Source organism: Ancylobacter rudongensis, assembly GCF_900100155.1.
GTDB classification, from domain to species: Bacteria; Pseudomonadota; Alphaproteobacteria; order Rhizobiales; family Xanthobacteraceae; genus Ancylobacter; species Ancylobacter rudongensis.
In genome coordinates this window covers 183,277-196,073 of the sequence record NZ_FMTP01000006.1, presented here as the reverse complement: position 1 = coordinate 196,073, position 12,797 = coordinate 183,277, and the positions used below count along the sequence as shown (strand labels likewise).

Below are 12,797 nucleotides of genomic sequence, written 5' to 3'. Positions count from 1 at the left end.
TCAGTCCTCCGCCTGTGCGAGAAAGCGCCGGCGCAGGCTGGCGCGCAGCTCCTTGCGCGACACCTTGCCGACCGCCGTGGTCTCGAAGCCATCGACGAACATGATCTGGTCCGGCACCTTGAAGTCGGCGAGGCCGCGCGTGCGCATCCACGCCTTCAGCGCCGCCGCCTTCGGTTTCTGCCCCTGCGCGATGATGAACGCGCAAGCGCGCTCGCCGAGAAACGCGTCCGGCAGCGACACCACGGCGGCGTCGAACACATTCGGATGGCCGAGCAGATGGTCCTCGACCTCCTCGGCGGAGATCTTCTCGCCGGCGCGGTTGATGTGGTCTCCCGCCCGGCCCTGCACGACGAGGGAGCCGTCCGGCAGGCGCTTCACCACATCCCCGGTGCGGTAGAAGCCGTCCGGCGTGAAGGCGCGGGCATTGGCGCCGCCATTGTTGTGATAGGCGCGGATCGTATATGGCCCGCGCGTCAGCAGGTTGCCGGCCTCGCCCTCCGGCACAGGGTGGCCCTCATCGTCGAGGATCAGCACCTCGTCGTCCGGGCTGATCGGCCGGCCCTGCGTCGTGACGATGGTCTCCTCCGGGTCGTCGAGGCGGGTATAGTTGACCAGCCCCTCGGCCATGCCGAACACCTGCTGCAGCGTGCAGCCGAGCACGGGGCGTACACGGCGGGCAGATTCGGCAAGGAATTTCGCCCCGCCCACCTGCAGCACCTCGAGCGATGACAGGTCGTGCGGCGTCGTCGGTGCCGCCTGCAGCCAGAGCAGCGCCAGCGGCGGCACCAGTCCGGTGATGGTCACGCCCTCGCGGGCGATCAGCGGAAAGGCCGCTTCCGGGCTCGGTGAGGGGGCCAGCACCACGCGCGATCCCGCATAGAGCGCACCAAACACGCCGGGCGAACTCATGGGGAAATTATGCGCCACCGGCAGCGCGGCGAGATAAACGCTGTCGGTGGTGAGCCCGCAGATCTCGGCGCTGGCGCGGAAGGAATAGATATAGTCGTCATGGGTGCGCGGGATCAGCTTGGAGAGCCCGGTAGAGCCGCCGGAAATCTGCAAGAAGGCCACCTCGGAGGGGTCGGCATCCTCCGGCAGCGTGGCCGCATCACCATCGGGCAGCGCGTCCAGCGCGGTGAACGGCCCGGCATCGCCCACAACCACGACATGAGCGACCTCCGACACCTCGCGGCACACCTCCTGTGCCAGCGCACGATAGTCGAATCCGTCATGGCGGGCGGCGATGATGTAGCCGCGCGCCTCGGCGGTGCGGGCGAAATGAACGATTTCGACGCTGCGATGCGCCGGCAGTGCATAGACCGGGACCATCCGGGCGCGGAACAGGCCGAACACGACGGAGAGAAATTCCACAATATTGGGCAGCTGCACCACCACCCGGTCACCGGGCTGCAGCCCCAGCGCCAGCAGGCCGCGCGCGACCGCCTCGGCCCGCGCTTCCAGCTCGGCAAAGCTCCAGCGCTGATCGCCGCCGATGACGGCCAGGCGATCGGGCACCTGCGCGGCACGGACCCGCAGGAAGGAGGTGAAGGTCTCTCTGCGCCAATAACCCTTGTCCCGGTAGCGGGCAGCGAGCGCCGCCGGCCAGAGCTGTGTCAGCGGCCTCATGCACGATCCTCCGCCACGGGAATGCCGTTCTCGTCGATGCCAAGCGCGGTCAGCAGGGCGGCGAATTTGGCCGACGTCTCCTCGCCCTCCGCCGCCGGGTCGGAACCCGCGACAATGCCGGCGCCGGCATAGAGCCGTGCCTCGCGCCCCGAAAGCTCGGCGCAGCGGATCGCCACATGCCAGTCGCCATCGCCGGACGCCTCGCACCAGCCGACCGCGCCGGCATAGAAGCCGCGCTCATAGCCTTCCAACTCGGCGATGGCCCGCGCCGCCGCGCCCCTCGGCGTGCCGCAGACGGCGGGCGTCGGGTGCAGCAGCAGCGCGAGGTCGAGCGCGGAAAGCGAGGCGTCGCGCAGGCGACCGGTGATCGGGGTGCCGAGATGCCACATGCTGGCGGTGGAGGTCAGTTCCGGCTCGCCTGGGACGGCAAGATCGGTGCAATGGGGTGCCAACTGGTCGAGAATGGCCGCCACCACCTCCCGGTGCTCGCGCCGGTCCTTCTCGGAGCCGATAAGCGCCTGCGCCGCCGCGTGGTCGGCCCCGGCCTCGCGAGCCCGGCGGGACGAGCCGGCGAGCGGGTGCGAGGTAACGCGCGCGCCCCGCCTCGACACCAGCAGCTCCGGCGTCGCTCCGACCAGCGCGCGTGGCGCGCCGGTGCTCGGCAGTGGCACGCAGAAGGCGGTGACACTCTCGTCCTGCGCCAGGGCGCGCAGCAGCGCGGTGGCGTCGATCAGCCGGTCGGCGATGATCTTCAGGCTGCGCGAGAGCACGATCTTGCGCAACCCCTCCCCGCCTTGCGACATCCGCGTCAGCGCTGCGGCGACGGCGGCCTGATAGGCGGCAAGCGTTGGCTCCGGCGTCACCTGCCAGCGCACCGGCCGGACGCTTTCAGCCCGGCGCGGCGATGGCACGGCGGCCGCGAAGCCGCCGCGGCCGGGATGGCGCGACAGCTTCGCCGGCCGGTAGAGATGGGCCGGCGCCGGCGCGCCGAAAGGCAGCGCGCCGACCACGAGATCGGGTCCCTCCCCCTCCGCCAGCAGTTGGCGCACCCGCGCGCCCAGAGGCTCCGGCCCCTCGGCGACGGATGAGAGCGCGCCCCCCGCCACCAGCGTCTCGCCGGCGCCGACGAGCACGAACGGCATGTCGGACGCCGGGGAGACCGACGGCGCGGCGGCGGCGCCGAAACCGGCAGCCGGCGCCACCTCGGTCGCATCCGTCCGCGCCGCGCCCGCGCGCCGGCGCATCGCTCCGTGGGAAGCCGTCATGACGGCGAAGCTCCGGCGACGCTCAGGGCTTGATCAGGGTGACGGTGTCGCCATAGGGATCGACCATCGGTACCGGGCGCGGGCGGGGGGCCTCGCCGGCGGGCGCGGCGGCCGGCGGGGCACCCGGAGCCGCGGTGGCCCCCGCAGGCGGCGTAGCCGGGCGCGGCGGACGGCCGGCGCTCTTCATCTTGTTGGAGACATAGGCATTGCCGGTGGCGACATCGACCGCAACCGTCTGCGGCATCGAGCCGGTGACGATATTGGCGACCGGCTCCAGCGTCTTGGTGTCGACCAGCGAGGTGAAGCCGGCCTGCCGGTTGGTGACATAGAGCAGGCTGCGCTGCGGATCGATGGCAAGGCTGAGAGTGCCCGCGCCCGTCGGTATTTCCTTGATGATCTTGCCGTCCTTGGCATCGAGCACCGTCACTTCGCCAGAGCCCTGATTGGCGACGAATACCTGGTCGCCCGAGGCGTCATAGACAAGGTTGATGGCGCCCTCGCCGCCCGAGGGGAAGCGGTTCGTCACCTTCTTCGTGGCAAGATCCACCACCACCACTTCATTGACCTGGAGCGCCGAGAGGAAGAGACGGTTGTTCTTGGCATCGAGCGAAATGCCGGCGATGCCGCCCGAGATGTCGTCGATGCTGTCGACGATCTCCTTCCTGGCGCCGTCGACGATCCACACCGCGCTCGGCGTGTCGCGCATGCCGAGGACGGTCACATAGGCGCGATTGGCCGCCTCGTCGACGGCAACCTCGCGCACATGCGCCTTCTCCCCCTTGGCGAGCTTGGCCACGACCTTGCCGGTGGCGAGATCGACCACCGCGAGCGAACCGTCGCGGGTCTGGGTGCCGTAGAGCGTCTTCGTCTTGTTGTTGATGCCGAGGCCGAACACCGGATCGTCGCCAAGCGCGATGGTTTCCTTCGTCTCCAGCGTCGCCGGGTCGAGCGCGTAGATGAAGGTCTCGGTGGCCCCGCGGGTGCCGGCGGCGGCGACATAGACACGGTTCATCGGCGCGCTGAACACCAGTTCGTACAGTCCCGCGCCGGGCTTCACCGTCTTGACGAATTCGGGGTCGGCCAGCGCCGCCCCGGCTAGGCCGACCAGCGCGACGGTAGCGAGGACAAGGGATCGCAGTCGGGGCCGGGCAAAGGTCGCGTCGATCGGCATGACGTGTCTCCGTTGAGTGATGGCGGGATATCCGCGACAGGGCCGCCCCCGGCGGGCGTCCCCGTCAGTCGAGGCTGACCCAGTTGGGTCCCTCGACCGGAACAGTGAGGAAACGCTCATTGACCTGCGCCACCGTGCGCTCGACATCGAGCGCGCCGAAGCGTTCGGGATGGATCCACTTGGCGAGGATCTCCACCGTGAACAGGTCGAGCGGCGAGTTGAGCATCTGGTGCGAGAGCCCATGCACGCGGTGGTCGCGCACCGCCGCGAAGCCGGCGAAGCCCGGCCGGGCAACGACGCGCGCCAGCGTCTCGCGCGCCTTTGCGGCACTGTACTCCGGACCGATCAGCAGCCCGGCAGTGCCTTCCATGTGGCTGCCGCCGGTGGCGATATAGACCTGCGGGTCCTGGGCGATGACATATTCGAGGTTGAGCTTGCCGAAGGCGCGCGGGATCACCGCCGCGCCGATATTGGCGCCGCCCACCGCCTCGATGATGTCGCCGACATTGCCGCGGCCGGGCGAATTGCAGCAATCAGCCGTCATCGCCGCATGCGGTTCAAGAAACACGCGCGGACGCTCACTCTCGGTCAGCCCGGTGAGACTGTCGCGCACCGCGTCGAGATGGCTGCGGCGGAAGGCAAGGAATTCCTGCGCCTTGGCGGAAGCCCCGGTGGCCGCGCCCAGCAGCAGCAGGCTCGGCTCCATATGCGTCAGCGGATGGGTGAAGAAGTCGATCACCACCACCGGAATGCCCGCCGCCTCGATGCGCGCGCGCGCCTCCGGCGAGGGCTGGCCGCCGAGCGAGAACACGGCAAGATCGGGCCGCGCCGCCACCACCTGCTCGATCGAGACGGCACCGGCCGAACTCGCCACCTTGGCGAGAGCATCAATGGCCGGGAACGCTGCCCGGTAGGCCTCATAGGTGCGGGTGCCGATCCGATTGATGTCGCGCGGCCAGGCGGCCAGCACGCTTACTGGGTCGCGATGAATCAGCGCCAGCGCGATGAGGAACCGCCCGTCATCGATCAGCAGCCGCTTTGCCGGCGCCGCCAGCGTCACCTCGCGCCCGGTCACGTCCTTCAGCGCGATCTGCGCCTGCGCCGGAACCGCAAGCGCCAGGAAGACGAGAACCAACGCCGCCCGCCATCCCGCCTGGAGGCGGCGCGCGACGGCAGTCTTGGCGCGATTGCGGTGAAACATGAGCGGAAAATACCAGCAGGCAACGCTATTGATGCGTGCCTAATCCCTCCGCAGCACCGCGCATGTCAACTAAACAATTTGTAATTGCTTGTTTTTAATTAGTCTAATTTCGACTAAATTAGATCAGAGAGTATATTTTACTTATCGTAAGGCGCCTTGTCTTGACGTCGCGTCATCACAACGCCGTGGCTGGTGCGGCCAGCTCGCGGTCCGGTGTCGTCCAGCCGACGCAGAAAACTGGCAATCTTCTTTCCCCTGAAACCACCCGCCGCAATGCTCTCCAAGTGAAAGCGTCATTGGCGAAAGGGCTGCGGGCTCCTGACGGGCGGCAGGAGCCCCGCCGAACCGGAGTGAGAGGACCCATGCGCGTCGCGATGATCGGTACGGGCTATGTCGGCCTGGTTTCCGGCACCTGCTTTTCCGATTTCGGCCATGACGTCACCTGCGTCGACACCGACCTCTCCAAGATCGAGCGGCTGAAGGCCGGCATCATGCCGATCTTCGAGCCCGGCCTGGACGATCTGGTCGCCCGCAACGTCGCCGGGGGAAGGCTGCGCTTCACCACCGACCTCACCGAGGCGGTGGCCGAGGCGGAGGTGGTGTTCATCGCCGTCGGCACCCCCTCGCGGCGCGGCGATGGCCATGCCGACCTCAGCTATGTCCACGCCGCCGCCCGCGAGATCGCCCGCGCCGCCAGGGGCTTCACCGTCGTCGTCACCAAGTCGACCGTGCCGGTCGGCACCGGCGCCGATCTCGAAGCGATCATCCGCGAGGAAGCGCCGGACGCCGATATCGCCGTCGTCTCCAACCCGGAATTCCTGCGCGAGGGCGCCGCGATCGAGGATTTCAAGCGCCCCGACCGCATCGTCGTCGGCACCGCCGACCCGCGCGCCCGCGAGGTGATGGCGGCGCTCTACCGGCCGCTGTCGCTCAACACCGCGCCGCTGCTGTTCACCGAGCGGGCCAATGCCGAGCTGATCAAATATGCCAGCAACGCCTTTCTCGCGGTCAAGATCACCTTCATCAACGAGATGGCGGATCTGTGCGAGAAGGTCGGCGGCGACGTGCAGGAAGTGGCGCGCGGCATCGGCCTCGACCGCCGCATCGGGTCGAAATTCCTGCATGCCGGCCCCGGCTATGGCGGCTCCTGCTTTCCCAAGGACACGCTGGCCCTGACCCGCACCGCCCAGGAGGCCGGCACGCCGCTGCGCCTGGTCGAGACCGTGACCACGGTCAACGAGACCCGCAAGGCGGCGATGGGCCGCCGGGTGCTGGAGGCGCTGGCCGTGCCCGCGCGCGGGGCCACCGTCGCCGTGCTCGGCCTCACCTTCAAGCCCAACACCGACGACATGCGCGACAGCCCGGCGATCAACATCGTGCAGCTGCTGGTCGACCGGGGGGTGAAGATCCGCGCCTATGACCCGGTCGGCATGGCGGAGGCGCGCAAGGCGCTGCCCGAGGGCATCCATTACGCCACCGGCCCCTATGAATGCGCCGAGGGCGCCGACGCCCTGGTCATCGTCACCGAATGGGACGCCTTCCGCGCCCTCGACCTCGACCGGCTGAAGGCGCAGCTGCGCAGCCCCATCGTCGTCGACCTGCGCAACATCTACCCCCCCGAAGACCTCATCCGCCGCGGCTTCACCTATGTCGGCATCGGGCGGGGCGAACGGTCGACCGGCTGAATCGCGCGCGCCTCCCTGGGAACAGGCCCCCGCCCGCCGCGTTGCCCCCTCGATCAGCAACCCGGTACGGCGAGGAACGGGCCTAGCCACCGCATGCAATGCGGCGGGATTGGGAGGGAGGGACAGGCGTGAGCACAGGCGCAAGACGCAGGATATGGGCAGCGGCCTTGAGCGGCGCGGTTATCGGCACCGTCGCCACCGCCGCGCTTCGCCCCACCCGCCAGTCTATTGACGGCGCCGCTCGCAGTACCGATCCCGCCGCTGCGAGGCGGGAGCCGGCACGCGGGCGCGCGGCCGCCAACCCGACGCAGATTCCGCACCGGGGCTGGCGCGATATCGTCCTTCGCACCGGCAAGGCCTTCTTCGCCAATCGGGTGCTCGGGCTTTCGGCCGGCGTCACTTTCTACACGCTCCTCGCCACCTTCCCCGCCCTTGCCGCCATCATTTCGCTCTACGGGCTGTTCCTGGACCCCGCAACCATCCAGGGCCAGCTTGAGGCGGCCTCCTGGCTGCTGCCGTCGGGGGCCATCGAGGTGATGCGCGACCAGATCCTGCGGTTGACGCAGACCGACACATCCAGCCTTGGATGGCGGTTTCTGTTCAGCCTGGGAGCGGCGCTGTGGAGCGCGAATGCAGCCACCAAGGCGATGATCGAAGCGCTCAATATCGTCTATGAGGAGGAGGAGCGGCGGTCCTTCCTCCATTTCACCTTGGTGACGCTGGGCTTCACCCTCGCCGCCGTGCTCTTCGCGGTCGTTGCTCTGGCTGCGGTGGTGGTGCTGCCCCTCGTGCTCAGCGCTCTCGACCTGCCCAGCGGCAACGAGCGGCTGATCTCGCTGCTCCGATGGCCGGCTCTGGCCGTGGTCGTGGCGTTCCTCATCACCGTCATCTACCGCTTCGGCCCGTCGCGCGAGCGGCCGCAATGGAAGTGGGTGAGCATGGGCAGCGCGGTCGCCGCGTTTCTCTGGCTCGCGACCTCGGCCGGTTTCTCCTGGTATGTGAGCCACTACGCCTCCTATGAGCAGACCTATGGCTCGCTGGGCGCGGTCATCGGCTTCATGGTGTGGATATGGCTGTCGATGTCGGTGCTGCTGCTGGGCGCGGAGCTGAACGCCGAGATCGAGCATCAGACCGCTGTCGACACCACCACCGGGGCTCCGCTGCCGATGGGCCTGCGGGGCGCGCGGATGGCCGATACGATCGGCGCGTCCCAGGGCTGACCGCACGGCCGCGCGCTGGCAAGAGCTTTCCCTACAGCGGGTCGGGCGGCTCGTTCAGATGATGATCATGCGGTCCGGCAGTTCATTGGCATCGCCGGCCGTGGGTGGCACATGCCGGGCGAGAAGACTCCCGGCCACCGCCACGCCCGCCACCAGCCCGTCACCGAGACGCCCCTGCCGGGCGCCGGCCAGCACGGCGGCACATACGCTCTCCCAGGCCTCGTGTCCCACCTTGGCGTGGATCGCCTCGTCGGCGACCACTTCCACCAGGTGGTCGGCCGGCGCCACCACGATCAGCACCCCGGTGCGGCCCCGGGTCTGGTGCACGCCGAGGCTCAGGAAATGGTCGATGGCGGCGGTCCGGCCGGCTTCCTCGCGGGCAAAGCGCGGCACGGTGAGCGCCCCGAGCGGGGTGAAGATCAGCACCGCGCCGGCGATCATGAAGGCGCAGGCCTGCAGGGAAAGCAGCATCGGCGTGTCCAGCGCGGTCAGGAGCGCGAGCGGCCAGGGCAGCACCAGCGCCAGCAGCGCCGCCCACATCAGCCCGTAGAAGGGGTGGCGCACCAGCGGCCGCGTCAGCACCACGACGCGGATCTCGCCTGCCGTCGCGCGCTCCGCCTGCGCGATGGCGGCGGCCACATCGGCGTGCTCCTGTTCGCTCAAGCTCTCGCCCATCACCAGCTTCCCGATGCCCCGCCGCCGCCGGAGGAACCTCCGCCGCCCGAGAATCCGCCACCGCCGCTGCCGCCGCCGGACCATCCGCCACCGCTCCGGCGCGACCAGTCCCAGCCGGCCGCGCCGCCAGTGAGCGCCCCGGCGCCGCGCCGCCCGCGCGTGCGCAGATGGCCGGACTTCGCCTGCCGGTACAACACGAAGGCCCAGAAGGCGATCATCAGCACGACGAAGATGATGTGCACCCAATCCTCGCCGCTCATCGCCGGCTCGGCCGCAAGGCGCGCACGTTCCCGCGCCTCCTCGGGGTCGAGATTGAGCACCTCGATCACCGCGTCGGCGCCTTTCTCGATGCCGGCAGCGAAATTGCCTGCGCGGAACTCGGGGAGAATGGCGGTCTGGATGATGGTGCTCGCCACCGCATCGGGCAGCACGCCCTCCAGCCCATAGCCGGTCTCGATCCGCACCCGCCGCTCACTGGGCGCCACCAGCAGCAGCACGCCATTGTCCTTGTCCGCCTGCCCCAGCTTCCAGAAGCGGAAAAGCCGGTTCGCATAGTCCTCCACCGAGGTGCCCTGCAGCGAGGGCACGGTGGCGACGACGAACTGGTCGGTGGTGCGCGCTTCCTGCGCGGCCAGCCTGGCCTCCAGCGCCGCCCGGGCGTCGGGGCTCAGCACCTGCGCGCCGTCCACCACCCGCCCGGAAAGGGCAGGAAAGGTCATCTCCGCCCGCACCGGGCCAATGCCGAGCGAAAGACCGGCGAGGGCAACCAGCCCCGCCAGCAGCAGCGCGAAAACGCGCGCGAGGGGTCCCAAGGGAGCCAGTGCCCGCACGGTCAGTTGAACTTCACCTGAGGCGCCTTCATCTGCTCCTCGGCGATGGTGAAGGTCTCCATCGGCCTGCTGCTGCGATAGAGCGTGTTGGCCCAGAGGACGCCGGGGAAGGTGCGCAGCTCGGTGTTATAGACGCGCACCGCCTCGATATAGTCGCGCCGCGCCACGGCGATGCGGTTTTCCGTGCCCTCGATCTGCGCCTGCAGCGCCAGGAAGTTCTGGTTGGCCTTGAGGTCGGGATAGGCCTCGGAAACGGCGATCAGCCGCCCCAACGCGCTGGAAAGCTGCGATTGCGCCTGCTGGAACTGCCGGAACTGTTCGGGATCGGTGATGGTGGAGGCATCGACCTTGATCGAGGTGGCCTGCGCCCGCGCCTGCGTCACCTGGGTCAGCACCTCACTCTCGTGTTGGGCATAGCCCTTCACGGTCTCGACGAGGTTGGGGATCAGCTCGGCGCGGCGCTGATACTGGTTCAGCACGTCGCTCCACGCCGCCTTGGCCTTCTCCTCATTGGTGGGGATGTTGTTCACCCCGCAGCCGGCGAGGCCGGTGGCAAGGACCACCAGAAGCAGCGGCGCGAGCAGGCGACGCGAGAGCCCGGACAGACGGGAGAGATTCGGCATGACGGGCCCTTTCAGCAGCACGGCCGCTTGGCGACGCACTGATTATAGAGCGGAGCGCTGCCGAGTTCATCACTCCAATCAGGACTTGCCGCTGCCGTGCTCGCCCAGCACGTTGAAGGCGATCATCATGGACACGGCAAAGCCGATCAGCAGCAGGGCCGAGACGAGGGGGATGGGGAGAAAGCCGAGAGCGCTCATGGCGGCACGTCCAGTCAGAGAGGCGCTTGATATAGGCGCGCCAGCCCGCTTTGGGATGGGGGACATCCATGCAGGCAAGCCATTGATGAAGTGCAAAAATGTCGGCGCCGCGGCGCTTTTTTCGCCGATTTGCGACGCCGTCTGAAAAAGCCTAGGGCGTCGCCAGCTTGAACTCGCGCAGTTCCTCTGGCGTGAAATAGAACATCTCCTGCGGCGGGGTCTCCATCGCGCTGATCCAGACTCGGGGATCGACCCCCATGCTGACCAGATGGCGCTGCGCCTCGGCGGATACGCGCTGCGCCTGCGCCATGCCCTCGGCGCCATCGAGGTGCGGCCCGCCCGGCTGAGGCGCGGCGAAGACCTGATGCACGCCGATGGCCGCCCCCGGCTCCGCCGTGCGTTTGACACCGGCCGCCAGAATGAGCGGGCAGGACGAGGCGCAGAGCGCTTTCGCCTCGACGCGCGTGTTCAGCCCTCGCGCACGGATCAGCCGGCCCATGGACAGCGCATCGGCAACTGAACCGCCCGGCGAACTCAGCACCACCGCTTTCACATAGCTGCCGCGCTTCTCAAGCTCGGCCTTGAACCGCTCGGCCGTGCCGGGGGTGATGGTTCCCCGCGCCTCCAGCCGGCCATCGGCCAGCAATTCGATCGTCATCGCCTGCCGCAGCTCGGAATCGGGCTGGCGGCCGGGGCGGTCCTCGCCCGGCGCCGCCTTGTCGGGGCGCGCGGAGGGCAGATAGGGCACCGCCGGCGCCTGCGCCGGGGCGGTGGGGTCGGCGTTCGGCAGAGAGGCTGGCGCCTGCCCGCGCTCGTGGAAATCCCACACCACCACCAGCACTGTCAGCCCGACAAGGGCGCGGAAGAACAGCCTTAGCAGCGTCTCGTCCGGACGGTCCCCGAGCGCGCGGCGCCACAGGGCGCGCCGCGGCGCGGGAGAGTTTGGGCCCGAGACGGTGGTGTCCAACGGCTCAGTCCTTCTTGATCCGGCCGGCGGGCAGGGTCGTGACGGTTGCCGCAGGCGGAACTGCCGCGCCCTCCGCTTCCGCCATCGCCACCTCGAACGTGTCGGGCTCCTCGACTGTCCGCCGTTCCTCGCCGACCTGACGGGCCAGGCGCAGCGCGGTGATGAGCTGGGCAGCCGACATCGTGTCGGCCTCGGCCGGCTGCTCCTCGCGCCGAATCGCGGCGTGTACCACGCACAGGATGAGCACCAGGACCGCCGGAAGCAGGTCGATCGAGATGGCCCCGGCCCAGCTCGGCAGGAAATCGCTGGCATAGCGCACCACCGCTTCGGCGGTGGAGAGCGGCTGGAAGCGCGCCGGCTCGACCGATCCGGTGCCGATGATCTTGTCGGCGGCCTGCGAAAGGGCGCTCGCCTGCGCCTGCACCGCCTTCTCGACGCTGCCGACGACGGTGCTCTGGCGCCCCGCGAGGTCCGCCGTGCGGCCATCGGCGGCGGGGGCGATGAAGCCGGTGACGAGGTCGTCGGCCGCCCGCCGCACCGCCGGCGCCATGGACGTCTGCTCCAGCGAGGCAATGGTGCCGATCAGCGCCAGCGCCTGGGCGCCGAAGGCATCCGAGCGGGCCTTGATGTCGCCCTGACCGGACACGAAGGCGCGCATGCGGGCGATCTGCGCACTGCCTTCCTCATACAACGCGCGCGCCCGCTCGCCGCTCGCCGCGACCTGCCGGGCGAGATCGTCGAGCTGGCTCGACATCTGGCTGAGCAATTGAACCACCGTGCCAGACCCGCCGGTGCCGGTCAGGGCGCCGCCGCGTTCCGCCTCGGCCAGGCGGGCGAAACGGGTCGAGGCCAGCTGAATGTCGGGCAGGAGGCTCTGCGCCCCCAGCGCCCGGTTATGCGCCGTGTCGAGGTCGCGGGTGTAGTTCTGCACCGTCACGGCGAGGTGCTGCTCGATGGCCGCCGCCCCTGCCAGCGCGGCCGCGTTCAGCCAGGACGACATGGCGATGATCATCAGCGAGCCGAGCAGCATGGCGGCCGTCAGCCACAGCCGGCTCGCCATGTCCCGCACATGCGGCAGGAAGCGCAGGAGGAACGACCAAAAGGCGTAGATCGCGATCGAGACCGCGCTCGAATAGATGATCGCGGCAAAGACCGTCATGACAGGCGAGCCGTCGAGCAGTTCGCGGACGCCGAGATAGGTATAGACGCCCGACGCCAGCGCCAGCACGGCAAGCGTGAGGCGCATGGTCGTGTCGAGCCCGGACACGCCTTCGCGCAGAGCCGAAGCCATTCAGGTCAACCTCATGGGAAAACTGTCTTGATGTTGCCGTACTTT

11 protein-coding genes are annotated in these 12,797 nt (G+C 69.1%); 2 read left to right on the top strand and 9 right to left on the bottom strand.

Annotation, left to right across the window (positions count from 1 at the left end; genetic code table 11):
* From BLO63_RS16010 to BLO63_RS15995, 4 genes are all read right to left on the bottom strand, one after another.
* Complete coding sequence (locus tag BLO63_RS16010) at positions 1-1,626, bottom strand: (2,3-dihydroxybenzoyl)adenylate synthase (RefSeq protein WP_091442537.1); 1,626 nt, start codon at positions 1,624-1,626, stop codon at positions 1-3.
* A complete protein-coding gene (locus BLO63_RS16005; protein ID WP_244517905.1) occupies positions 1,623-2,891 on the bottom strand; it encodes an isochorismate synthase in 1,269 nt (422 codons plus the stop codon). The genes BLO63_RS16010 and BLO63_RS16005 overlap by 4 nt, the downstream gene beginning before the upstream one ends.
* Before the next feature lie 22 nt (positions 2,892-2,913).
* The gene (locus BLO63_RS16000; RefSeq protein WP_091442531.1) at positions 2,914-4,062 is read right to left on the bottom strand and encodes a YncE family protein; all 1,149 of its coding nucleotides are present in this window, start codon (positions 4,060-4,062) and stop codon (positions 2,914-2,916) included.
* Positions 4,063-4,126: 64 nt separating this feature from the next.
* Positions 4,127-5,197, bottom strand: coding sequence for an ABC transporter substrate-binding protein (locus BLO63_RS15995; protein WP_244517904.1), 1,071 nt, complete (start codon positions 5,195-5,197; stop codon positions 4,127-4,129).
* Between the two features lie 428 nt (positions 5,198-5,625).
* Between BLO63_RS15995 and BLO63_RS15990 the strand changes: the two genes are divergently transcribed.
* Together BLO63_RS15990 and BLO63_RS15985 are read left to right on the top strand one after the other, a co-directional pair.
* Positions 5,626-6,948 carry a UDP-glucose dehydrogenase family protein gene (locus BLO63_RS15990; protein WP_091442527.1) on the top strand — a complete coding sequence of 441 codons (1,323 nt, stop codon included), beginning with the start codon at positions 5,626-5,628 and terminating at the stop codon, positions 6,946-6,948.
* A 167-nt stretch (positions 6,949-7,115) separates the two neighbouring features.
* Positions 7,116-8,168 (top strand): YihY/virulence factor BrkB family protein, encoded by a 1,053-nt coding sequence (locus BLO63_RS15985; protein ID WP_244517903.1) that lies wholly within the window; start codon positions 7,116-7,118, stop codon positions 8,166-8,168.
* Between the two features lie 54 nt (positions 8,169-8,222).
* Here BLO63_RS15985 and BLO63_RS15980 read toward each other — a convergent pair whose 3' ends face one another.
* The 5 genes from BLO63_RS15980 to BLO63_RS15960 form a co-directional block, all read right to left on the bottom strand.
* Complete coding sequence (locus BLO63_RS15980) at positions 8,223-8,843, bottom strand: TPM domain-containing protein (protein WP_091442522.1); 621 nt, start codon at positions 8,841-8,843, stop codon at positions 8,223-8,225.
* The gene (locus BLO63_RS15975) at positions 8,843-9,673 is read right to left on the bottom strand and encodes a TPM domain-containing protein (RefSeq protein ID WP_091442519.1); all 831 of its coding nucleotides are present in this window, start codon (positions 9,671-9,673) and stop codon (positions 8,843-8,845) included. Before BLO63_RS15975 ends, BLO63_RS15980 begins: the two co-directional genes overlap by 1 nt.
* A gap of 2 nt (positions 9,674-9,675) precedes the next feature.
* Entirely contained in the window at positions 9,676-10,296 is a 621-nt protein-coding gene (locus tag BLO63_RS15970) for a LemA family protein (RefSeq protein ID WP_091442517.1), read from the bottom strand.
* Positions 10,297-10,645: 349 nt separating this feature from the next.
* A complete protein-coding gene (locus BLO63_RS15965; protein ID WP_091442514.1) occupies positions 10,646-11,461 on the bottom strand; it encodes a COG3904 family protein in 816 nt (271 codons plus the stop codon).
* 4 nt (positions 11,462-11,465) lie between these two features.
* On the bottom strand, positions 11,466-12,752 hold the full coding sequence (locus tag BLO63_RS15960) for a hypothetical protein (protein ID WP_091442511.1): 1,287 nt from the start codon (positions 12,750-12,752) through the stop codon (positions 11,466-11,468).
* Positions 12,753-12,797: the final 45 nt, after the last annotated feature.

What these genes read in the sequence shown, in the direction of transcription:
- BLO63_RS15990 (WP_091442527.1), top strand. Translation starts at nt 5,626, where the DNA reads ATGCGCGTCGCGATGATCGGTACGGGCTATGTCGGCCTGGTTTCCGGC.
- BLO63_RS16000 (WP_091442531.1), bottom strand. Translation starts at nt 4,062, where the DNA reads ATGCCGATCGACGCGACCTTTGCCCGGCCCCGACTGCGATCCCTTGTC.
- BLO63_RS16005 (WP_244517905.1), bottom strand. Translation starts at nt 2,891, where the DNA reads ATGACGGCTTCCCACGGAGCGATGCGCCGGCGCGCGGGCGCGGCGCGG.
- BLO63_RS15960 (WP_091442511.1), bottom strand. Translation starts at nt 12,752, where the DNA reads ATGGCTTCGGCTCTGCGCGAAGGCGTGTCCGGGCTCGACACGACCATG.
- BLO63_RS15970 (WP_091442517.1), bottom strand. Translation starts at nt 10,296, where the DNA reads ATGCCGAATCTCTCCCGTCTGTCCGGGCTCTCGCGTCGCCTGCTCGCG.
- BLO63_RS16010 (WP_091442537.1), bottom strand. Translation starts at nt 1,626, where the DNA reads ATGAGGCCGCTGACACAGCTCTGGCCGGCGGCGCTCGCTGCCCGCTAC.
- BLO63_RS15980 (WP_091442522.1), bottom strand. Translation starts at nt 8,843, where the DNA reads ATGGGCGAGAGCTTGAGCGAACAGGAGCACGCCGATGTGGCCGCCGCC.